The sequence below is a fragment of the Actinophytocola sp. genome (assembly GCF_050699915.1).
Classification (GTDB): Bacteria; Actinomycetota; Actinomycetes; order Mycobacteriales; family Pseudonocardiaceae; genus Actinophytocola.
The window spans coordinates 1-19982 of record NZ_JBOHGA010000010.1 but is presented as its reverse complement, the minus strand read 5'-3'; the positions used below and the strand labels follow the sequence as shown (position 1 = coordinate 19982).

Sequence of the window (19982 nt, the reverse complement as noted above, 5' to 3'; positions counted from 1 at the left end):
GTGTGTACAAACGGCATCACATCCTTTGGTAGAACTACTGATCAGTGACGAGCACGCGCCGCGCGAGGTCGGCAGGGACGCGCGCAACTCGCTGGATGTCCTCGACGGAGGGTTCGCGCCCCTCTGCCCTGGCCGTGGAGATCGCGGCCTCGATCCGGGCGGTGATGTCCGCCGGCAGCTTGACCCGCACAGTGCTCACTGGATCCGCGAGCGAGGGTGACGGTTCGTCCGGTGTGGACGGCTCGGGCATACGTCGCATGAGGAGCTTGACGACTGCGAGGAAGCCGAGCGCCGGCATCGCGGCAACGAGCCAGCCGGCCGGCGACCGTTCCGCCTCGGCGACCTGAGCGGTCATCTGTACGAGGACACCGAAGACGAGCACGACCATCGGGAACCGGTAGGGCCGGCCGGCGGCGCGATCGTGGTGGATCTCGATCCCCGCGACGATCGCGATGCCCTCGATGACCACGGCGGTCGCCCATGCGAGCCAACCGGTCTGCCCGTGGTTCGCGGCCCAGTCGTGGGTGTGAGTGAAGCCGGCCGCCGCGCCGATCCCGCCGAGCACGGTCGCGACGCCGATCCGGATGACGTTGTCGAGCCGAGCGCGCATCATCGCTCCCCCGTCAGCCCGTGACGCGGACCGCGGCGACGGCCTCAGCGCCGGTCAGGTCCAGCTCGGCGGCCCAGCCCTGAACGTGTGGCCAGTGGCGGTGCGCCGGTCTCGTCGCGCCGGCCGTGACGAACTCGGCGAGGACGAGCGCGGTGGTCGCCTGATTGCGGCTCACGGTTCGCCCCGGCAGCCAGGAGACCCGCCATCGCCCGTACGGCTCCCGTTCGTCGACGGCGCGTGCGGTGTGACCGCTCGTGGTCGTCATGACGGTCCCGCTGCCGCTGACCGTCATCGCGTTGGGGTGGCTCACCAGAACCACCACCAGCGGCCCCGCGCGTCGAACGCCCACTCCCGGAGCAGGCCACGGATCGTCAGTAGTTCGAGCACCACTGCGGCCACCACCGTGAGGACGAACGGCCGTGAGCCGACACCCCACACCATGGCCGCGACGCCGATGAGCACGGCCAGGACGAACGTCACCTTCAACCAGGTCCGCAGGCACCATCCCGTCGTCTCCCACATAGCGCGTCACCGGACACGAGCGTCACCTGACTACAACATGAAATTGGCCTGCACCACCAAGCAACCACTCTGAAACCGCTGGTCAGCCCTGTTCCCATCCTTAGGTACTCCCGCCGGGGGCGCGTACTGCATCCGTACGGGAGCGCCTGCGGCCTGCGCGGGCGTTCTCGTTTCTGCCGCCGCGCTCGTCCGGGCCGGCCCTGCCTTCGGCAACGGCAAGCTCACCCGAAGTTCTGGACCAGCCAACAAGGCCGAGTCCGTGCTGTCCGACGTCATCGGGCGTATTTCTCCTGACGTGGCCAACAGGATCATGATCGGATCGGTTCGCTGCGGTCGGGCGCTGCCGGGCGGTCGTCGGCGAGGGTTGATGTCGAAGGAGGCCTCATGATCTCGGCACTCAACCGGCTTGTCGATCTTGTCGAGGAACGTCTGAGCGACGAGTTCGACGTCAAGGAGCTGGCCGGCTCGCTCGGCACGACCGAGTACCACCTGCGGCGGATGTTCTCGTCCTTGGCGGGCATGCCGCTGTCGGAGTACGTGCGCCGGCGCCGCATGACCGTTGCGGCCGCGGACGTGGTTCGGGGTGCGGACGACCTGCTGAGCATCGCCGTCCGGTACGGGTATGGCTCGACCGAGGCGTTCGGGCGTGCGTTCCGCGCCGTCCACGGCACCGGGCCCAGCGACGTGCGCCGCGACGGAGGTCCCCTTCGCACACAACCACAGCTCAGGTTCCGCCTGACCGTCGAAGGGAGCATCCCCATGGACACCCGCATCGCCGAGCGCGCCGCGTTCAAGCTCGTTGGGCACGCGGCCCGGGTGCCGCTGATCCACGAGGGCGTCAACCCGCACATCCAGCAGCACATCACGGCACTGCCCAGCGAAGAACACCAACGCCTCAAGAGCCTCGGCGACACCGAGCCGGCCGGCCTGCTCTCGGTCTGCGACGACCTCGACCCCGATCACACCGAGGGCTGTGAGCTGACCTACCTGCACGGGGTCGCCATCGCCGAGAGCACGCCAGTGCCCGACGACCTCGACGCCATCGAGGTCCCGGCGGGCACCTGGGCGGTCTTCCGCACCAGCGGGCCTCATCCGCAGGCGCTGCAGACGGCCTGGGCCGCGACCGCTACGGAATGGTTCCCCGCCAACCCTTGGCGGCTGCGACCCGGTCCGGAGATCGTCGCGGTGCTCGAGCGGGCCGACGACTTCAGCACCGCTACCTGCGAGCTGTGGGTGCCCGTCGAACCGTCCTGACGCCTCACTCGCCGAGCAGGCGAACCCCGATCGCGCGAAGCATGGGCTCGGTGAGGCCGGTGCCACGCAGGTACTCCCGGACGTCGAGGCCATCGAGCGCGGTGCCGACCGCCTGTGTGGCGGTGGTGCCGTGGCGGTGCAGGATCGCGTCGACTCGGCCGTTCTGGTCACCTAGATCGAGATCGCGCCAGGCGGGGGCGAGGCGCGACGCACTCAGGGCGTAGTCGGCCGCGATCTCCTCGACGGGGACGTCCACGAGCGCGAGCAGCAGCGCCACGATCAGGCCGGTCCGATCACGTCCACCGCCACAGTGGATCAGAACGCCGCCGGTCGGAGCTTCGGCGACGGCGGTGAACACCCGCGCGATCCGGGAGGGGAAGCGGTCCAGGAACGCCCGGTAGTACAGCGGCGTGCAGTCCAGGCCGCTCCCCCAGCGCTGCCAGAACTCCGTGTCCTCGTGGTCGTCCAACGGCACCCGCACCGTCGTCGGCCCGGGCGGTTGGGACTCCGCCGCCTGGTCGGTGTGGTCACGAAGGTCGACGACCGTCCTGATGCCGTAGGCACACAAGGCGGCCCAACCGGCGTCGGTCAGTCCGTTCGGCTCGTCGCCGCGCACCACGGCCCGCCAGGCGGTTCGACGGCCGTCCCTCGTGGGCAGCCCGCCGAGGTCGCGCACGTTGTAGGAGCCCTGCCAGTCCAGATGCCTGTTGGTACCCACCTTGACGGGACGTCGCGAGGGGCAGGTGGTTGCGTTCGGCCGACTAGGCTGGGCATCCGCGGGCGAGAGAGGTGATGGTGCGCAGACCTACGGCGGACGAGCTGGCCGCCGCTCGGGAGGAGGTCCTTCCCGACGTCGTCGCGGCTGGGCTGGACGTCTTGTTCTGCGGCATCAATCCCGGGCTCTACTCCGCCGCCACCGGGTACCACTTCGCTCGGCCCGGGAACCGGTTCTGGCCTGCCCTGCATCGCGCCGGCTTCACCGATCGGCAGCTGCGGCCGGACGAGCAGGACGACCTGCTCGCGTTCGGGCTCGGCGTCACCAACATCGTCCGGCGGGCCACCGCTCGGGCCGACGAGCTGACCGGCGACGAGCTGCGGGACGGGGCTCTCCAGCTGACGAACCTGGTGCGGGGGCTCGAGCCGCGAGTGCTGGCGGTCGTGGGGATCACCGCCTACCGGACGGCGTTCGGGCGGCCCGACGCGGTCATCGGGGCGCAGGACGACCGGATCGGGAGTACTCGGGTGTGGGTGCTGCCCAACCCGAGCGGACTCAACGCCCACTACCAGCTGCCGGCCCTCGTCGACGAGTTCCGCGCGCTGCGGGACGCCCTCGCCGGATGACCTTGCTCGCGATGCTGCTCGCGCTCGGGGCGAGCCTCGGCTGGGGCGCCGGCGACTTCCTTGCGGGCCTCAAGAGCCGCTCGATCGCGCTGCTCGGTGTCCTGCTCGTCGCGCAGTCGACCTCGCTGGCGATGCTCGCCGTGGCCACGCTCGTGGGCGGAGCCGGACCGCCGGCCGCGGAGTTCCTCCTGGCCGCGGTGGCCGCGGGGATCGCGGAGCTGGCGGGGGCCGCGGCGCTCTACCGCGGGCTCGCGGTCGGGCGGATGAGCCTCGTCGCGCCGATCTCGGCCGCCGCGCCCGCGGTGCCGGTCGTCGCGGGGTTGCTGCTCGGCGAGGTGCCGGGACCGGCGCAGAGCGCGGGGCTGCTGCTCGTCGTCGTCGGGGTCACGCTCGCCTCGCGTGCCACCGACGGCGCCGGCCGTGTGGGGCCGAGCATCGGCTACGGAATCCTGTCCGCGATCGGGTTCGGCGCGTTCTACGTCGCCATGGACGTGGCCAGCGAGGGCGATCTGGTCTGGGCCCTGTTCGGCGCCCGGGCGGCGGCGGTGGCCGTCGTCGTGGTCGGCGTCCTGCTCGTCCGGCCGCGCCCGCGACCCGGTCGGGCCGACCTGCCCCTGCTGATGTCCATCGGCCTGCTCACCACGGCGGCCGACACGATGTACGCGGTCGCCACGACGATCGGCCTGCTCGGAGTGGTCGCCGTGCTGGCCGCGCTGCACTCCGTGGTGACGATGGGGTTCGCCCGCGTCGTGCTGCACGAGCGCCTCGCCGGCTGGCAACGCATCGGGATCGCGGCATGCCTGTGCGGAGTCGGCGTGCTGGCCGCGGCCTGAGCGCGCATATCCTTCGACTGTGAGCGGCATCGACGCGATCGGCGGCACGCCCGTCGTGCGCCTACGGACCCTGGCCGGCGACGACTCCGCGGAGGTGTGGGTCAAGCTGGAGAGCGCGAACCCGACCGGCTCGTACAAGGACCGGATGGCGCTCGCCATGATCGAGGAGGCCGAGCGGGACGGTCGGCTCGCGCCGGGGCAGCCGGTCGTCGAGTACACCGGCGGCAGCACCGGCTCCTCGCTCGCGTTCGTCTGCGCGGTCAAGGGCCACCCGCTGCGGATCGTCTCCTCGGACGCGTTCGCGCAGGAGAAGATCCGCACGATGCGTGCCTTCGGGGCGGACGTCGAGCTGATCCACAGCCCGGGCGGGATCACGCCCGACCTAATCCCGTCGATGATCCGGCGGGCCGGCGAGATCGCCGCGGAGACCGGCGCGTTCCAGACCGACCAGTTCAACAACACCGACATGGTGGCCGGCTACCGCCGCCTCGGCGAGGAGCTGCTGGAGCAGCTGCCCGGCTCGCCCACGATCGCGGCGTACTGCGGCTACATCGGCACCGCGGGCTGCTTCCTCGGCGTGACCCGAGCCCTCGCCGAGAAGCTGCCCGACCTCCACCGGGTCGCGCTCGAGCCGGCCGAGTCGCCGGTGCTGTCCGGCGGGTCGCCCGGCACGCACCACGTCGAGGGCGGCGGCGTCGGCTACTGGCCACCGCAGCTGCGCGCCGACGACTTCGACGAGGTCATGGCCATCCCGGAGGCCGACGGGTTCGCCATGGCCCGGCGGGCCGCCCGGACCGAGGGCGTCTTCTCCGGCCCGTCGACGGGCGTGAACCTGGTCGCGGCGCTGCGGGTAGCCGCGCGGCTCGGGCCCGGCCACCGGGTGGTGACGGTCCAGGTGGACAGCGGCCTGAAATACCTGAGCGGGGACCTTTACGAGCAGCCGTGAAATGTCGGTGGGTCGTGGTGAGGTATCCGCATGGCCACCGCCGATGACGTCCGCCGGATCGCCCGCAGCCTGCCGCGCACGGTCGAGCGGCTCGTGCAGGACCGGGTGAAGTTCAACGTGGGCCGGATCGTCTACCTCGCCCTGTCCCGCGACGAGCAGACGCTTGGCTTCGCCTTCCCGAAGGAGGAGCGGGCCGCCCTCGTGGCGGCCGAGCCCGACAAGTTCTCCTTACCGTCCAAGGGCGACATGCGCTACCACTGGGTGCGGCTGCGCCTCGACGCCGTCGACGTGGACGAGTTACACGAGCTGATCGTCGACGGCTGGCGGATGGTCGTGCCGAAGACGGTGGCCGCCGCCTACGACGAGCAGGAGCACTACTCCGGCTCGTAGGCCAGGTTCGGGCGCAGCCAGTGCTCGACCTCGTCGACGGCCATGCCGCGCCGGTCGGCGTAGTCCGTGACCTGGTCCCGGTTGATCCGGCCGACCGTGAAGTACCGCGACTCCGGGTGCGCGAAGATCAGCCCGCTGACACTTGCCGCCGGGGTCATCGCGAACGACTCGGTCAGGGCCATGCCCGCACGGGACGCGTCGAGCAGGTCGAACAGCTCCCGCTTCTCGCTGTGGTCCGGGCTCGCCGGGTAGCCGAACGCCGGCCGGATGCCCCGGAAGCGCTCAGCGTGCAGGTCCGCGAGCGCCGGCTGGGCCTCGGGCTCGAACCACTCGCGTCGGGCCTGCAGGTGGACGTGCTCGGCGAACGCCTCGGCGAGCCGGTCGGCCAGTGCCTTGACCATGATCGACCGGTAGTCGTCGTTGTCGGCCTCGTACCGTGCGGCCAGCTCCTCCGCGCCGTGGATCGCCACCGCGAACCCGCCGAGGTGGTCGCCGGCGGGTGCCACGTAGTCGGCGAGCGACCGGTTCGGTCGGCCCTCCGGCTTCGTGGTCTGCTGACGCAGCATCGGCAGCGCCACCTCGCGGCCGTCCTGGACCACGACGACGTCGTCGCCGACCGCGTGCGCGGGCCAGAAGCCGTACCGGCCGCTCGCCCGGAAGTGGCCGGCCGCGATGATCTCGTCCAGCAGCTCGTTGCCCTCTTCGAAGAGCTCTCGCGCGGCCGGGTTGGTGTCCAGGATCGCCGGGTACTTGCCCTTGAGCTCCCAGGCGATGAAGAAGAACTGCCAGTCGATCAGCTCGCGCAGCGTCGTGAGCTCCGGCTCGACCGCGTGCACGCCGGTGAACGCCGGCACCGGCAGCTCGTCGAACTCCACCTGCTCCCGGTTCGCCCGCGCGTCGGCGAGCGTGAGCAGCGGCTTCGCGTGCCGGTGCTCGTGCTGGTCGCGCAGCCGCGCCTGCTCGACCCGGTTCGCCGCGTCCAGTGTCTTCGCGCGGTCGTCGTTGAGCAGGTCGGAGACGACGCCGACGACCCGGGACGCGTCGAGCACGTGCACGGTCGTGGACGTGTAGGCCGGCGCGATCCGCACGGCCGTGTGCTGGCGGGAGGTCGTGGCACCGCCGATCAGCAGCGGCAGCTCCAGCCCGCGCCGCTGCATCTCGCCGGCGACGCCGACCATCTCGTCCAGCGACGGGGTGATCAGCCCGGACAGTCCGACCGCGTCCGCGCCCTCGGCGATCGCCGTGTCGAGGATCTTCGCGGCCGGCACCATCACGCCGAGGTCGACCACCTCGTAGTTGTTGCAGCCCAACACGACGCCGACGATGTTCTTGCCGATGTCGTGCACGTCGCCCTTCACGGTGGCCAGCACGATCTTGCCCTGGCCGCGGTCGGTGGTCAGCTCGCCGGCGAGGCGCGCCCGCTCCTTCTCCTCCTCCATGTACGGCTCGAGGTAGGCGACCGAGCGCTTCATCACCCGCGCGCTCTTCACGACCTGTGGCAGGAACATCTTGCCGGCGCCGAACAGGTCGCCGACGATCTTCATGCCGTCCATCAACGGCCCCTCGATCACGTCGAGCGGGCGGGTGGCCTGCTGGCGGGCCTCCTCGGTGTCGTCCTCGATGAAGTCGACGATGCCGTGCAGGAGCGCGTGCGCGAGCCGCTCGTTGACCGAGGCCTCGCGCCAGGACAGGTCGACGGCACGCTTGGTGCCGCTCCCTCGCACGTTCTCCGCGAACGACACCAGCCGGTCGGTGGCGTCCTCGCGCCTGTCGAACAGCACGTCCTCGACGAGCTCGAGCAGGTCGGCCGGGATGTCCTCGTACACCGCGAGCTGGCCGGCGTTGACGATGCCCATGTCCAGCCCCGCACGAACGGCGTGCAGCAGGAACGACGAGTGCATGGCCTCGCGCACGATGTCGTTGCCGCGGAAGGCGAACGACAGGTTCGAGATGCCGCCGCTGGTGCGCGCGCCCGGGCAGCGCTCCTTGATCCGCGGCAGCGCGTCGATGAACGCCTTCGCGTAGCCGTTGTGCTCGGCGATGCCGGTCGCGACGGCGAGCACGTTCGGGTCGAAGACGATGTCCTCGGGCGCGAAGTCGGCCTGCTGGGTGAGCAGGTCGTAGGCGCGGGCACAGATCTCGACCTTGCGGTCCGCGGTGTCGGCCTGGCCCTGCTCGTCGAAGGCCATCACGACCGCGCCGGCACCGTAGGAACGGATCTTGCGGGCGTGCTCCAGGAAGGGCTCCTCGCCCTCCTTGAGGCTGATCGAGTTGACGACTCCCTTGCCCTGCACGCACTTCAGCCCGGCCTCCAGGACAGTCCACTTGGAACTGTCCACTATGATAGGAATGCGGGCGACCTCGGGCTCGGTGGCGATCAGGTTCAGGAACGTGGTCATCGCCTGCTCGCTGTCGAGCAGGTCGGCGTCCATGTTGACGTCCAGCAGGTTGGCGCCGCCGCGGACCTGCTCGAGCGCGACGTCGACGGCGGCCTGGTGGTCGTCGGACTCGATGAGCCGGCGGAACCGCTTGGAGCCGGTGACGTTGGTGCGCTCGCCGATCATGACGAAGCCGGTGTCGGCGCCGATCTCGAACGGCTCGAGGCCGGAGAAGCGCGTGGTCGTCTCGATCGCGGGCACCTTGCGCGGGGTCATGCCCTTGACCGCTGCGGCGATCTTCGCGATGTGCGCCGGCGTGGTGCCGCAGCAGCCGCCGACGATGTTGACCATGCCCTCGTCGGCGAACTCGCCGAGCAGCCGGCCCGTCTCCTCGGGTGTCTGGTCGTAGCCGCCGAACGCGTTGGGCAGCCCGGCGTTGGGGTGCGAGGCGGTGTAGCTCGCGGCGAGCCGGGAGAGCTCCTCGACGTGCGGGCGCATCTCGGTCGCGCCGAGCGCGCAGTTCACGCCGACGACCATCGGGTCGGCGTGCTCGATCGAGCTCCAGAACGCCTCGACGGTCTGGCCCGACAGCGTCCGGCCGGACAGGTCCACGATGGTCACCGAGACCCACAGCGGCAGGTGCGGGGCGACCGCGCGCGCGGCGGCGATCGCGGCCTTCGCGTTGAGCGTGTCGAAGATCGTCTCGACCATCAGCAGGTCCACGCCGCCCTCGGCCAGCCCGGCGATCTGCTCGGCGTAGGAGTCGTAGACCTGGTCGAACGAGACCGCGCGGTAGGCGGGGTCCTCGACGCGCGGGGACAGCGAGAGGGTCACGTTGAGCGGGCCGATCGAGCCCGCGACGAACCGGTCGCCGGCCTCGTCGGCGGCCTCGCGGGCGAGCTGCGCGCCACGCACGTTCATCTCGCGGGCCAGCGACTCCAGCCCGTAGTCGGCCTGGCCGATGCTGGTCGCGGTGAACGTGTTGGTCGTGGTGATGTCCGCGCCCGCACGCAGGTACTGGCGGTGCACGTCGAGCACGACGTCCGGACGGGTCAGGTTGAGCAGGTCGGGGTCACCGGTGACGTCCTTGGGGTGGTCGTCGCCGACCCGGTCGCCGCGGTAGTCGGCGGGCTCCAGACCCGCACCCTGCAGCATCGTTCCCCAGGCGCCGTCGAGCACCGCGATCCGCTGGTCGAGTAGCTGTCGCAGAGCCTTGGTCGCGCCGATGTCGGACTTGCTCAACAGTGCACCTCCCATTGGTCTGGGAGGCGCCCTTGAACTCGGTCCCAGGGCCGAGCGTGGCGGACATCAGTCCGTTGCAGCGCCTCTCGACCCTGCACACAAAGTTACCGTTCGACCGTAGAGGATGCCAGGAGGGCCCGTGGAACGCCGCTGAATTCCCCCGGCCGGGGCGCCGGGATCTCACTGCGTGGGAGCGGTCAGCGCGGCGACCGCCCCGGTCAGACTGCTGAACCGCTCGGTGCCCGAGAGCCGGCGACGAGGCCAGCCGGGCCCCGCGGTGACCCGGCGCAGCGGGAACACGCCGAGCGCGCGGACGGCCTCGGGCCGGGCGGTCGCCGGGCTCTGCGCCCAGAGCACGACGGCGTCGGGCCGGGCCGCGGCGACGGCGTGGACCAACGTCGGTGTCGGGACGGCGGCGCCCAGCATGCGCACCGTCTGCCGGCGTTCGGCGAGCGCGGCGGCCAGGGCCTCCAGTGGCAGCGTGTGCTGCTCGGCCTCCGTGCAGGCGAGCAGCGTGCGCGGGCCGTCCGCCGCCGGCCGGTCCACGCGGTGCAGCGCCGCGGCGATCGCCCAGGACAGCACGTGCTCGCGGTCGACGCAGTCCGAGTCGGCCCGCTGGTCGGCGTCGATCGCGAGCATGGCCGGCCGGCACAGCCGCTCCCAGACCTCGACGACCCCGCGCGCGGCCAGCGAGTGCTCGATCGTGGCGAGGCAGCGGGAGTTGTCCAGGTCGCGGGCGGCGGCGAGCACCTCGTCGAGCGCCTCTTCGAGCGGCCGCGGGACCGGCGTGCTGATCGTGCCGGCGGCCTCGGAGGGCAGCATTCCCGCGGAGATCAGGTCGCGCATGTGCCGCAGGCGCTCGACGTCCTCGGCGGTGTAGCGCCGGTAGCTGCCCGGGCGGGACGCCTGCGGGCCCACGCCGTAGCGGCGGTGCCAGGACCGCAGTGTCGACTCGGCGATCCGCAGGTGCCGTGCCACCTGCCCCGCCGTCCACGCCGACCGGCCGGCCGGTCCGTCGCCGTCCACTACCGACATCCTCACACCTCACCAACGACCGTGCGGGTCGGAAGTCTCGACGAGCGGCGGCTGAGAGGATCACGCCATGTCCACCGAACGGATCGACCCACCCGTGACCGGCGGGGAACGCGAGACGCTGCGCGGGTTCCTCGACTACCACCGCGCGACGCTCTCCTGGAAGTGCGACGGCCTGTCCGACGAGGAGCTGCGCCGCCGCTCGATGCCGCCGTCGACGCTGTCGCTGCTGGGTCTGGTGCGCCACCTGGCCGAGGTCGAGCGCACCTGGTTCCGCAAGGTCATGGCCGGCGAGGACATCCCGAACGTGTGGTCCGCCGACAACGACTACCAGGTGGCCTACGACCCGACGGGCTCGACGCGCGCGGAGGCGTTCGCGGCGTGGCAGGCCGAGGTAGAGCACGCGCGGCGCATCGAGCGGGAGGCGGAGTCCCTCGACGTGACGGCGCCCAACAAGCGGCACGGCGGGGTGGTCTCGCTGCGGTGGGTGCTGCTGCACCTGATCCACGAGTACGCCCGGCACAACGGGCACGCCGACCTCCTCCGCGAGGGCGTCGACGGCACGGTCGGCGCGTAGCGAGGCACCAGCCGTGCTCTACGGGCACGGATCGCGGTACTCGATGCCCGGGAAGTAGCGGTTCCAGCGGTCGCGGTCCATCGGGCCCACGCCGGTGCAGATGCTGGCCGTCAGGCGGGTGAAGTCGGTCTCCCACAACAGGAGTCGCTGGCCCGTGCCTACCGTGGCGACCGTGTGGCCGTCCGGGGCGAACGACGCGCGGTGCGGCACCTCCAGGTCCGCGCGCAGCCGGCCGACCAGGCGCGGCGGCTGGGTCAGGTCCCACAACGCCGTCGTCTGGTCCGCGCTCGCCGTCGCCAGCGTGCTGCCGTCCGGGCTGAACGACACCGACGTCACCGACTTCTCGTGACCGCCCAGCGTGACGACGTGCCGCGGCCGGCGCCGGTCGGAGATGTCGTAGAGCACCGTGGTGTTCTCCGGGCCCGCGGTCGCGATGAGCCGCGTGCCGAGGCTGAACGCGATCCAGGAACCGTTGAGCGCGTAGGTCACCGAGCCCGTCTTCACGATGCCGAGCAGCGCCGGGGTGGTCGGGTCGACCACGTCCCACAGCAGGATCCGGCCGGCGTCCTCCGCCGTCGCCAGCGTGGTGCCGTCAGGGCTGAACGCGACCGCGCGCACGCCGCCCCCGGTCGACGGGACGTGCCCCAGCACGCCGGTGCGCTCACCGATCCGCCACAGGCTCGCGCCGCCCTTGCTGCTGGCGACGGCGATCAGCCGGCCGCGCGGGTGGACCGCCAGCTGCGAGCACGACGGCTCGCACACGCCGGCCGGCGCCACGAACGACGCCAGCGGCGTCCGGACCGGCAGTGCGGTCAGGTCCCACGCCTGGACCCGCCGCTCGTCAGTCACCGTGGCCAGGGTGCGGCCGTCCGGGGCGAACGCCATCGCGTCGGCCTTCGGCCCCTCGTCGGTGTCGGTGGGCGGCGTCAGCGGGTACCCGTCGCCGGACTGCTCGGGCGACGTCACGTCGCCGACGGACACCGACGTCTCGCCGACGTGGACGCCCCAGATCCGCCCGCCCGGCTCGAAGCCGGCCAGCTCGACCTGGCGCTCGCCGGTCGCGGCGACGATGCGCAGCAGGCTGTCCTTGTTCTCCGGGGTCGGCGCCAGCCGGTACGCGGCGAGGCCCAGCTGCTCGGCGAGCGCCGGGTCGGTGCGGATGAGCAGCGTCGCCTGCGTGATCACCCGCTGCGCGGCGGCCGCGTTGCGCTGCTCGGTCGCGTCGTGCTGGGCGAGGACGGCGGAGACCGTGGTGACCGACGCGAGCACGACCAGCACCACGAGCACCGCGACCAGCCGCCGCTGACGCCGTCCGCGCAGCTGTTCGGCCCGGCGCTCGGCCGCCAGCGCGGCGCTGCTCGCGTGCAGGAACTCCCGCTCCAGCGGGGAAAGAGCCGACCCAGCCCCGTCCTGCAGCCCGGCCGCCCACTCCTGCGCGCGGTCGAGCCGGGCACCCCGGTACAGCGCGCCCGAATCGCGGTGCAGCGACTTCCACGCGAGCGCGGCGTCGGTCAGCTGGCGGTGGGTGCGCAGCCCGTCGCGGTCCTCGGTGAGCCAGCCCGACAGCCGCGGCCAGTGCCGGATCAGCGCCTCGTGGGCCAGCTCGACGTCGTCCCGGTCGACCGTGACGAGCCGGGACGCCGCGAGCCGGTCGAGCAGCTCCGGGGCACCGGGCAGGTCGGCGAGCTCCTCGCGGCTCACCCGCCGCTTGGTCGCCACGACGCCCGGCTCCGTCGCGTCGCCGAGCGCGCACAGCCGCAGGAAGAGCTGCTTCGCGACGGCCCGGCCGGCGGGGTCCAGCCCGGCGACGACGTCCTCGGCGGTGCGGGTGAGCGCGTGGCGCAGCCCGCCGGCGGACTCGTAGCCGCCGAGCGTGAGCGTCGTGCCGCGCCGGCGCCGCCACGTCTCCAGCAGTACGTGCGACAGCAGCGGCAGCGAGCCCGGCTCGGTCGCCCCGGTCGCGATCAGCCGGGCCACGAGCGCGGTCTCCACGCGCAGGCCCACCTGCTCGGCCGGCTTCACGATCACGTCGCGCAGCTCTTCCTCGTCGAGCGGGCCGACCAGCACCTGCGAGTCGCGCAGCGCGGCGACGAGCTCGGGGTGGCGCGCGCAGTGCCCGTAGAAGTCCGCGCGCACGCCGAGCACGACCCGGGTCCGGCTCGTCTCCGCCCGCGCCGCGGTGACCAGCGCGTCGATCAGCCAGGCCCGCTCATCGGCGTCCGCGCAAAGGGTGAAGACCTCCTCGAACTGGTCGACGACGAGCACGAGGTCGCCGTCGCCCATCGCCTGGCGGACGCGCAGGTGCAGGTTCGCCGGGTCGGCCGCGAGCTCGGCGCGCAGCGCGGCGGCGGACTCGCCGAGGTGGCCGGCGATCCGCACCGCGCACTCCTCCATCGGGTGCGCGCCGGGCGTGAACACCACGACCGGGTCCGGCTCCAGCCGCGCGACGAGGCCGGCCCGCAGGACCGAGGACTTGCCGTACCCGGACGGGCCGAAGACACCGAGGAACCGGCCGGCGCGCACCCGCTCGACGAGCTCGTCGACGAGGCGGTCGCGGCCGAAGAACCGCCCCGCGTCGGCGGTCTGGAACGCGGCGAGCCCGACGTAGGGCGCGCCGGCTGAGTCCGCGAGGGGCTCGGCCTCTTCGCCGGCCAGCTCGGCCGCGGTCTCCCGCCACCGCGCCAGCCAGCCAGCCGGGTCCCCGCCGCACGCCGTGACGTAGGCCAGGGTGACCGCGAGTGTGGGCAGCTTGCGTCCGCCGGCCGCCTCGGACAACGCCGCGGCGGAGTAGTGCGCGCGGGTGGCGAGCTCGCGATAGGTGGGACCGCCGGCATGCTCCCGCAGCCGCCGGAGATCACCGGCGAAACGCACCAGCACATCGGCGCCAGGCCCGAGCGGCCTCTCCCCACGAGGCACCGCGCCACCTCCTCAGGGGCAGGTGAGGCCGTGAGGCCTGTTCGAAACAGGTCGCCATCGAGGAATGAGGCCGACGGTGCGGAGTGTTTCGAACAGGCCTCATTGTTCACAACCCGTTGTTCAGCGTCCAGCGTCGGACACTGAACAACCGCCGTGCCCTAAACCTGCTGGCAGCAGGAAGGAGCACCGCCATGACCGCCAACTGCGTGACCGACAGCAACTGACCGCGTGCCAACGAAACCGCGGCGAACGACGACGAAGGGGCGGGCCCGTCCGGGCCCGCCCCTTCGTGTCGTACGGCTAGCTCGTCAGGCGCGGCCGCGGCGACGCACGACGAACAGCATCACGCCACCGCCGACCAGCAGCAGCGCGCCGATGCCCAGCGGGATCGCGATGCTGGCGCCGGTCTCGGCCAGCGGCGGGGCCGCACCCTGGGGCGCGGGCGCCTCAGTGGTCGTGGTGGTCGGCGGAGCCGGCGGGGCCTCCGAGGACGGCGGCGGCGGCGGGGTCTCGGACGACGGCGGCGGGGTCACGCAGGCCTCGGCGGTCGCGGTCATGACCTTGGTGAAGCCCTGCTCGCCGCTCGGGTCGTCGTGCGCCTTCACGTCGACGGTGAACGTGTGCTCGACCGTCGCGTCCAGGCCCTCGAACTTCTGGTCGAAGTCGGACTGGAAGACGGTCTTCTCGAGGAGGACCTCCTCGCCGTCCATGACAGTCACGGAGTTCTCGCCGTTGCCGTTGTACTGCTTGAGGTGAACCTCGAGGACGGTGCCCGCGTCGGTGCACTCAGCTTTGATCTCCGGCTTGTGGGCGCTGGCCGTACCGGCCATGCCCACTAGCGCCGCGGCGGCGACGACGCCGACGCCCAGCGTCGTGAGGGCGGCGCCGAACCGGCGGCGCGCGGTCGAGGTGTGTGCCATGTATGCCTCCGGCTAAAAGCAGGGTGGGGGACCAAGATCTGTTGACCGCCCGGCGACGATCAACAGCCACGATGAGGTGACAGGTTATCCACCCTCCGCAGGCGAGTTTCACCGGGATACCCCCTACGGCGTGTCGTCCGGATAAAACGGACTAACCCACTCGTGTGTCCACGCTGCTTTCTGTAGTCCTTTGAACACGAAAAGGGCCGGTCACGACCCGCGCCGGGGGTGAGCGCAAGATCGTGACCGGCCCCAGGGCCGGCTCCGCTACTTGGTCGGCGCCTGGCCCTCGTGGATGTTCGTGATGACCGGCTGCTGGTGCCGGTCGGTCGGCTGCGTGTGGCGCCCGGTCTCGGTCGAGTCGCCCGCCTGCGCGCCCTTGCCCGAAATCACCGGCAGCGCCACGGTTTCCTGGTCCGACCGGTGCTCCTCGTCCTTGCGGATCCGGTCCGCCAGCTCGTCGCGCTCCTTGGCGGCGACCTTGGCCTCACGACGGGCCTCGCGGTACCGAGTCCGCTGCTCACGGCCGCGCCGCCCGGCGGACACGACCAGCCAAAGGCCCAGCAAGAACGCCAGGGCGACGACGATCCCGGCCACGAACGCCTGCATCAACGTGACGTCGGTGAGGTCGCGACCGAACGCGGACACGGTCTCGGCCGCGCCCCCGCTGTTGTACGCGATCAGCACCGCGGCCGCGGCGCCACTCACCACCACCAGCAGCAAGCCGAGAATCAGCATGCTTCCTGCACCTCCAAGTTCGGCACTCCTGGTGCGGGACTACCCATATCGCCGTTGCGCCAATCCTCGGGTTCCGGTTCGCGTACCGGGCGCGCTCCAGTCGCATTCCCACGAGCAACCGTTTCCCCGAATTGCGCCGCTCGGCCCAACCCTGCCGTCTTTGCGGCGCAGCAACGGTTCCGGCGCTCGCCGCGAAGATAACAGAACGCTGGTCTCTTGTTAGTTCAACACTGTTCTGTTAATGTCGCGGCCATGGTCGAAGTGCGACTCAACGTCAACGGAACCGCCACCGCGGTCGAGCTCGAACCCCGGGTCAGCCTGCTCGACGCGTTGCGCGAGCGCCTCGAGTTGACCGGCACCAAGAAGGGCTGCAACCAGGGCGCGTGCGGCGCGTGCACGGTCCTCGTCGACGGGCGGCGGATCGTGTCCTGCCTCGCGCTCGCGGTGCAGTACGACGACCGGGAGATCACCACGATCGAAGGCGTCGACCACCCGCTGCAGGGCGCGTTCGTGAAGCACGACGGCTTCCAGTGCGGCTACTGCACGTCCGGTCAGATCTGCTCGGCGATCGGCATGCTCGCCGAGCACAAGGAGGGCACGGCGAGCGCGGTCACCGAGCACGTCGAGGAGACGCCGGAGCTGACCGAGGACGAGATCCGCGAGCGGATGAGCGGCAACATCTGCCGCTGCGGCGCCTACAACGGGATCGTCGGCGCCATCGAGGAGGTCGCGCACGGCGCGGCCCGCGAGATCGAGGAGCCGGTGCGGTGAAGGACTTCGGATACGTGGCCGCGACCGACGTGGCCACGGCGGTGCGGGAGATCCGGCCCGGCGCGAAGTTCCTCGGCGGCGGCACGAACCTCGTCGATCTGATGCGCGAGGGCATCGAGGCGCCGGACACGGTGATCGACATCAGCCGGCTGCCGCTGACCGGGATCGAGGAGCTGCCCGACGGCGGCCTGCGGGTCGGCGCGCTGGTGCGCAACAGCGACCTCGCCGCCCACCCGACGATCCGCGCCCGCTACCCGATGCTCGCCCAGGCCGTCCTGCTGGGCGCCTCCGGCCAGCTGCGCAACATGGCCACCGTCGGCGGCAACATCCTCCAGCGCACCCGCTGCCTGTACTTCTACGACGGCACCCAGCCGTGCAACAAGCGCGAGCCGGGCAGCGGCTGCGCGGCGATCGGCGGCTTCAACCGGATGCACGCGATCCTCGGCGCGAGCGAGAGCTGCATCGCCACCCACCCGTCGGACATGTGCGTCGCGCTCGCGGCGCTCGACGCCACGGTCGAGGTGGAGAGTGTGCGCGGCACCCGGCGGATCCCGCTGCGCGACGTCCACGCGGTACCCGCGGACACGCCGCATGTGGAGACGGCCCTCGAGCCGGACGAGCTGATCACCGCCGTCGAGATCCCGGCCGTGCCGGTGGCGGCGAACTCGCGCTACCGCAAGGTGCGCGACCGCGCCTCGTACGCGTTCGCCCTGGTCTCGGTGGCCGCCGCGCTCGACGTGCGGGACGGCCAGGTGGCCGCGGTCCGCCTCGCGCTCGGCGGCGTCGCGGCCCGGCCGTGGCGGGCGGTCGAGGCCGAGCGGGTGCTGACCGGTGCTGCGGCGACCGAGGCCGAGTTCCGCCGGGCGGCCGACGCGGAGCTCGCCGCGGCGAGGCCGCAGAGCGAGAACGGCTTCAAGATCGAGCTGGCGAGGCGAACGATCACGGCGACGCTCCTGCGTCTCACCACCGAAGGGAGCCCGGCATGACCGACGTCCTCCACCGGCGGACCGGCGGCGTGCTCGGCCGCCCGCTCGACCGGGTCGACGGCACGGCCAAGACGTCCGGCGCCGCCCGCTACTCGTCCGAGTACTCCTACCCGAACATCGCGCACGCCGCGCTCGTGTGCTCGACCGTCGCCCGCGGCCGCATCGTCGCCGTCGACACGGCCGAGGCGGAGGCGCTGCCGGGCGTGCTCGCCGTGCTCACCCACCACAACTCGCCTTCGCTGAAGCCGCCGCAGAAGCCGACCCCGCTGAACCTGGCGACGCTCGCGGCCGGCACGACGGTGAACTACCTCAACACCGACGAGGTGCACTGGAACGGCCAGCCGGTCGCGGTCGCCGTGGCCGAGACCTTGGACGCCGCGCTCGCCGCGGCCGAGCTGGTTCGGATCCGCTACGAGGAGCTGCCGTCCACTGTGGACTTCGCGGCGGCGGCGCCGGACTCGCACCCGCAGCGGCGCAACGCGATGCTGATGCCGGGCGGCGGCAGCAAGGGCGACGCGGAGAAGGCACTGGCGGCCGCGCCGGTGTCGGTGGACCTGCGGTTCACCACGCCGATGCACAGCCACAACGCGCTCGAGCCGCACGCCACCACCGCGGCCTGGCAGGGCGACGAGCTGACCGTCCACGACGGGACTCAGAACATCGACTGGACGCGCCGGCACCTGGCGCACCGGTTCGGCGTGCCCGTCGACAAGGTGCGGGTGATCTCCACCTACGTCGGCGGCGGATTCGGCGGCAAGGGCGTCGTCTGGGCGGGCACGATCCTGGCCGCGCTGGCGGCCCGCGCGACCGGCCGGCCGGTGCGGCTGATGCTGATCCGCGAGGCGGTGTACCGCACGGTCGGCGGCCGCACGCCCTCGATCCAGCGGGTGGCGCTGGGCGCCGACGCGGATGGCCGGCTGACGTCGCTGATCCACAAGAGCGTGGCGCAGCTGGGCCACATCGGCGGGCACCCCGAGCAGATCGTGTCCCAGTCGCGGCACCTATACGCGGCCGAGAACATGCTGGTCGAGCAGCGCCAGGTGGACCTGGACGCGCTGTCCAACTCGTCGATGCGCGCGCCGGGCGAGTCGATCGGGTCCTACGCGATCGAGGCGGCCATGGACGAGCTGGCCTACCGGCTGGGCGTCGACCCGCTCGAGCTGCGCAGGCGCAACGAGCCGGAGCGCAACCCGCTGGACGGCAAGGAGTTCTCGCACCGCCGGCTGCTGGAGCTGTACGCGCTGGGCGCGGAGCGGTTCGGCTGGGCGGAGCGCACGCCGGAGCCGGGTTCGATGCGCGACGGCCGGTGGCTGGTGGGCATGGGCATGGCCACGGCGTACCACCCCGCGTGGCAGCTGCCGGCGAACGTGACGGTTCGGCTGTCCGCGGACGGCTCGGTGCTCGTCCGGTGCGCGTTCCACGAGATCGGCGTCGGCGCGGCGACCGCGCAGGCGCAGGTGACCGCGCACGCGCTCGGCGTGCCGGTGTCCGCGGTCCGGGTCGAGCACGGCGACAGCGACCTGCCGGTGGGGCCGGGCGCGGGCGGCTCGGCGCAGACCGCCAGCGTGGCGGGGAGCCTGCTGGAGGCGTGCGCGAAGGTGCGGCGTGCGGTGCACGAGCTGGCGGCCTCGGACTCGCCGCTGCACGGCCGCTCGCTCGCGGACCTCGAGGCGCGGGACGGCGGCCTGTTCGTGGGCGAGGCGGGCGAGACCTACGCGGCGATCCTCGCCCGGGCCGGGCGCTCGCATGTGGACGGTGTGGTCGGCTCGGAGTCGAAGCTGGGTCAGCTGGCCGAGCAGGCGCGGTTCATGACCAAGTTCATCAAGGACGGCCGACGCTGGGTGAAGGCCGCGGCGGGCGCGCAGTTCTGCGAGGTGCGGGTCGACCCGGACACCGGCGAGACGCGGGTGTCGCGGTGGGTCGGGACGTTCGACATCGGCACGGTGGTGAACCGGAAGACGGCGACGAGCCAGCTGCGCGGCGGGATCGTGATGGGCATCGGGCTCGCGCTGGGCGAGGAGACGCTGGTGGACCGCGCGACGGGCCGGATCATGAACGCGAACCTCGCGGAGTACCACGTCCCCGTGCACGCGGACGTGCCGCGCATGGAGGTGCTCTGCCTGGACGATCCGGACCCGACGATGCCGCTGGGCGTGCTGGGCGCCGGCGAGGTGGGCATCACGGGCGTGGCCGGCGCGATCGCCAACGCGGTCTTCCACGCGACCGGCCGGCGGATCTACGACCTGCCGATCACCCTCGACAAGCTTCTGTGAGCGAGAGCGACGGAGCGTTCGCCGCTCTGGACTGACGCTCGCGCGCAGGCGCGCCAGCGCCGAGCACGGAGGAGGGAAGACGGCGAGTAGCGAAGGAGCGAAGCCAACCATGAACACCGTGAGCGGGAGCGACGGAGCGTTCTGCGAGGACAACTCCCGACCTCGCCGGCGACAGCAGCGCCAGTGGTCGCGTTCGGAGCAGGCTCGTCGCGAGTTGTCCTCGGCCCTGGACTGACGCTCGCGCGCAGGCGCG

At 72.1% G+C, this 19982-nt stretch carries 18 protein-coding genes and 1 riboswitch; of the genes, 9 read left to right on the top strand and 9 right to left on the bottom strand.

Going from position 1 to position 19982, the window contains the following annotated elements; translation table 11 throughout:
* Positions 1-34 precede the first annotated feature (34 nt).
* From ACRDSK_RS03315 to ACRDSK_RS03305, 3 genes are read right to left on the bottom strand one after another with little or no spacing between them, the layout of a single operon-like run.
* Complete coding sequence (locus ACRDSK_RS03315) at positions 35-610, bottom strand: DUF2637 domain-containing protein (RefSeq protein WP_431438371.1); 576 nt, start codon at positions 608-610, stop codon at positions 35-37.
* Between the two features lie 13 nt (positions 611-623).
* The gene (locus tag ACRDSK_RS03310) at positions 624-920 is read right to left on the bottom strand and encodes a hypothetical protein (protein ID WP_431438370.1); all 297 of its coding nucleotides are present in this window, start codon (positions 918-920) and stop codon (positions 624-626) included.
* A complete protein-coding gene (locus ACRDSK_RS03305) occupies positions 917-1132 on the bottom strand; it encodes a hypothetical protein (protein ID WP_431438369.1) in 216 nt (71 codons plus the stop codon). The genes ACRDSK_RS03310 and ACRDSK_RS03305 overlap by 4 nt, the downstream gene beginning before the upstream one ends.
* A 384-nt stretch (positions 1133-1516) precedes the next feature.
* Between ACRDSK_RS03305 and ACRDSK_RS03300 the strand changes: the two genes are divergently transcribed.
* Positions 1517-2386 carry an AraC family transcriptional regulator gene (locus tag ACRDSK_RS03300; protein ID WP_431438368.1) on the top strand — a complete coding sequence of 290 codons (870 nt, stop codon included), beginning with the start codon at positions 1517-1519 and terminating at the stop codon, positions 2384-2386.
* A gap of 4 nt (positions 2387-2390) precedes the next feature.
* Here the strand turns inward: ACRDSK_RS03300 and ACRDSK_RS03295 are convergent, their stop codons facing one another.
* Entirely contained in the window at positions 2391-3104 is a 714-nt protein-coding gene (locus tag ACRDSK_RS03295; RefSeq protein WP_431438367.1) for a tyrosine-protein phosphatase, read from the bottom strand.
* A gap of 74 nt (positions 3105-3178) precedes the next feature.
* On the opposite strand from ACRDSK_RS03295, the gene mug reads away from it, so the two are divergent.
* The 4 genes from mug to ACRDSK_RS03275 are packed head-to-tail and all read left to right on the top strand — an operon-like array spanning position 3179 to position 5896.
* Positions 3179-3727 (top strand): G/U mismatch-specific DNA glycosylase, encoded by a 549-nt coding sequence (gene mug, locus ACRDSK_RS03290; protein ID WP_431438366.1) that lies wholly within the window; start codon positions 3179-3181, stop codon positions 3725-3727.
* Positions 3724-4560: an EamA family transporter gene (locus tag ACRDSK_RS03285; RefSeq protein ID WP_431438365.1), complete on the top strand. Its 837-nt coding sequence runs from the start codon at positions 3724-3726 to the stop codon at positions 4558-4560. Before mug ends, ACRDSK_RS03285 begins: the two co-directional genes overlap by 4 nt.
* A gap of 19 nt (positions 4561-4579) precedes the next feature.
* Positions 4580-5506: a PLP-dependent cysteine synthase family protein gene (locus ACRDSK_RS03280; RefSeq protein ID WP_431438364.1), complete on the top strand. Its 927-nt coding sequence runs from the start codon at positions 4580-4582 to the stop codon at positions 5504-5506.
* A gap of 30 nt (positions 5507-5536) precedes the next feature.
* The gene (locus ACRDSK_RS03275; protein WP_431438363.1) at positions 5537-5896 is read left to right on the top strand and encodes an MmcQ/YjbR family DNA-binding protein; all 360 of its coding nucleotides are present in this window, start codon (positions 5537-5539) and stop codon (positions 5894-5896) included.
* Here ACRDSK_RS03275 and metH read toward each other — a convergent pair.
* Both metH and ACRDSK_RS03265 read right to left on the bottom strand, forming a co-directional pair.
* Entirely contained in the window at positions 5881-9501 is a 3621-nt protein-coding gene (gene metH, locus ACRDSK_RS03270) for a methionine synthase (RefSeq protein ID WP_431438404.1), read from the bottom strand. The genes ACRDSK_RS03275 and metH overlap by 16 nt on opposite strands.
* 32 nt (positions 9502-9533) lie before the next feature.
* Positions 9534-9610, bottom strand: a riboswitch (S-adenosyl-L-homocysteine riboswitch).
* Between the two features lie 86 nt (positions 9611-9696).
* On the bottom strand, positions 9697-10551 hold the full coding sequence (locus ACRDSK_RS03265) for a MerR family transcriptional regulator (protein WP_431438362.1): 855 nt from the start codon (positions 10549-10551) through the stop codon (positions 9697-9699).
* Between the two features lie 67 nt (positions 10552-10618).
* Between ACRDSK_RS03265 and ACRDSK_RS03260 the strand changes: the two genes are divergently transcribed.
* Complete coding sequence (locus ACRDSK_RS03260; protein WP_431438361.1) at positions 10619-11125, top strand: DinB family protein; 507 nt, start codon at positions 10619-10621, stop codon at positions 11123-11125.
* 18 nt (positions 11126-11143) lie between these two features.
* On the opposite strand, the gene ACRDSK_RS03255 is transcribed toward ACRDSK_RS03260, so the two are convergent.
* The 3 genes from ACRDSK_RS03255 to ACRDSK_RS03245 form a co-directional block, all read right to left on the bottom strand.
* Positions 11144-14041, bottom strand: coding sequence for an XRE family transcriptional regulator (locus tag ACRDSK_RS03255; protein ID WP_431438360.1), 2898 nt, complete (start codon positions 14039-14041; stop codon positions 11144-11146).
* Between the two features lie 308 nt (positions 14042-14349).
* Positions 14350-14961 (bottom strand): hypothetical protein, encoded by a 612-nt coding sequence (locus ACRDSK_RS03250; RefSeq protein WP_431438359.1) that lies wholly within the window; start codon positions 14959-14961, stop codon positions 14350-14352.
* Between the two features lie 267 nt (positions 14962-15228).
* Positions 15229-15699: a hypothetical protein gene (locus ACRDSK_RS03245; protein ID WP_431438358.1), complete on the bottom strand. Its 471-nt coding sequence runs from the start codon at positions 15697-15699 to the stop codon at positions 15229-15231.
* 252 nt (positions 15700-15951) lie between these two features.
* On the opposite strand from ACRDSK_RS03245, the gene ACRDSK_RS03240 reads away from it, so the two are divergent.
* Genes ACRDSK_RS03240 through ACRDSK_RS03230 form a run of 3 tightly spaced genes read left to right on the top strand, consistent with a single transcriptional unit; the run spans position 15952 to position 19729 of the window.
* A complete protein-coding gene (locus ACRDSK_RS03240; RefSeq protein ID WP_431438357.1) occupies positions 15952-16470 on the top strand; it encodes a 2Fe-2S iron-sulfur cluster-binding protein in 519 nt (172 codons plus the stop codon).
* Complete coding sequence (locus ACRDSK_RS03235; protein ID WP_431438356.1) at positions 16467-17456, top strand: FAD binding domain-containing protein; 990 nt, start codon at positions 16467-16469, stop codon at positions 17454-17456. Before ACRDSK_RS03240 ends, ACRDSK_RS03235 begins: the two co-directional genes overlap by 4 nt.
* Entirely contained in the window at positions 17453-19729 is a 2277-nt protein-coding gene (locus tag ACRDSK_RS03230; RefSeq protein WP_431438355.1) for a xanthine dehydrogenase family protein molybdopterin-binding subunit, read from the top strand. Before ACRDSK_RS03235 ends, ACRDSK_RS03230 begins: the two co-directional genes overlap by 4 nt.
* Positions 19730-19982 lie beyond the last annotated feature (253 nt).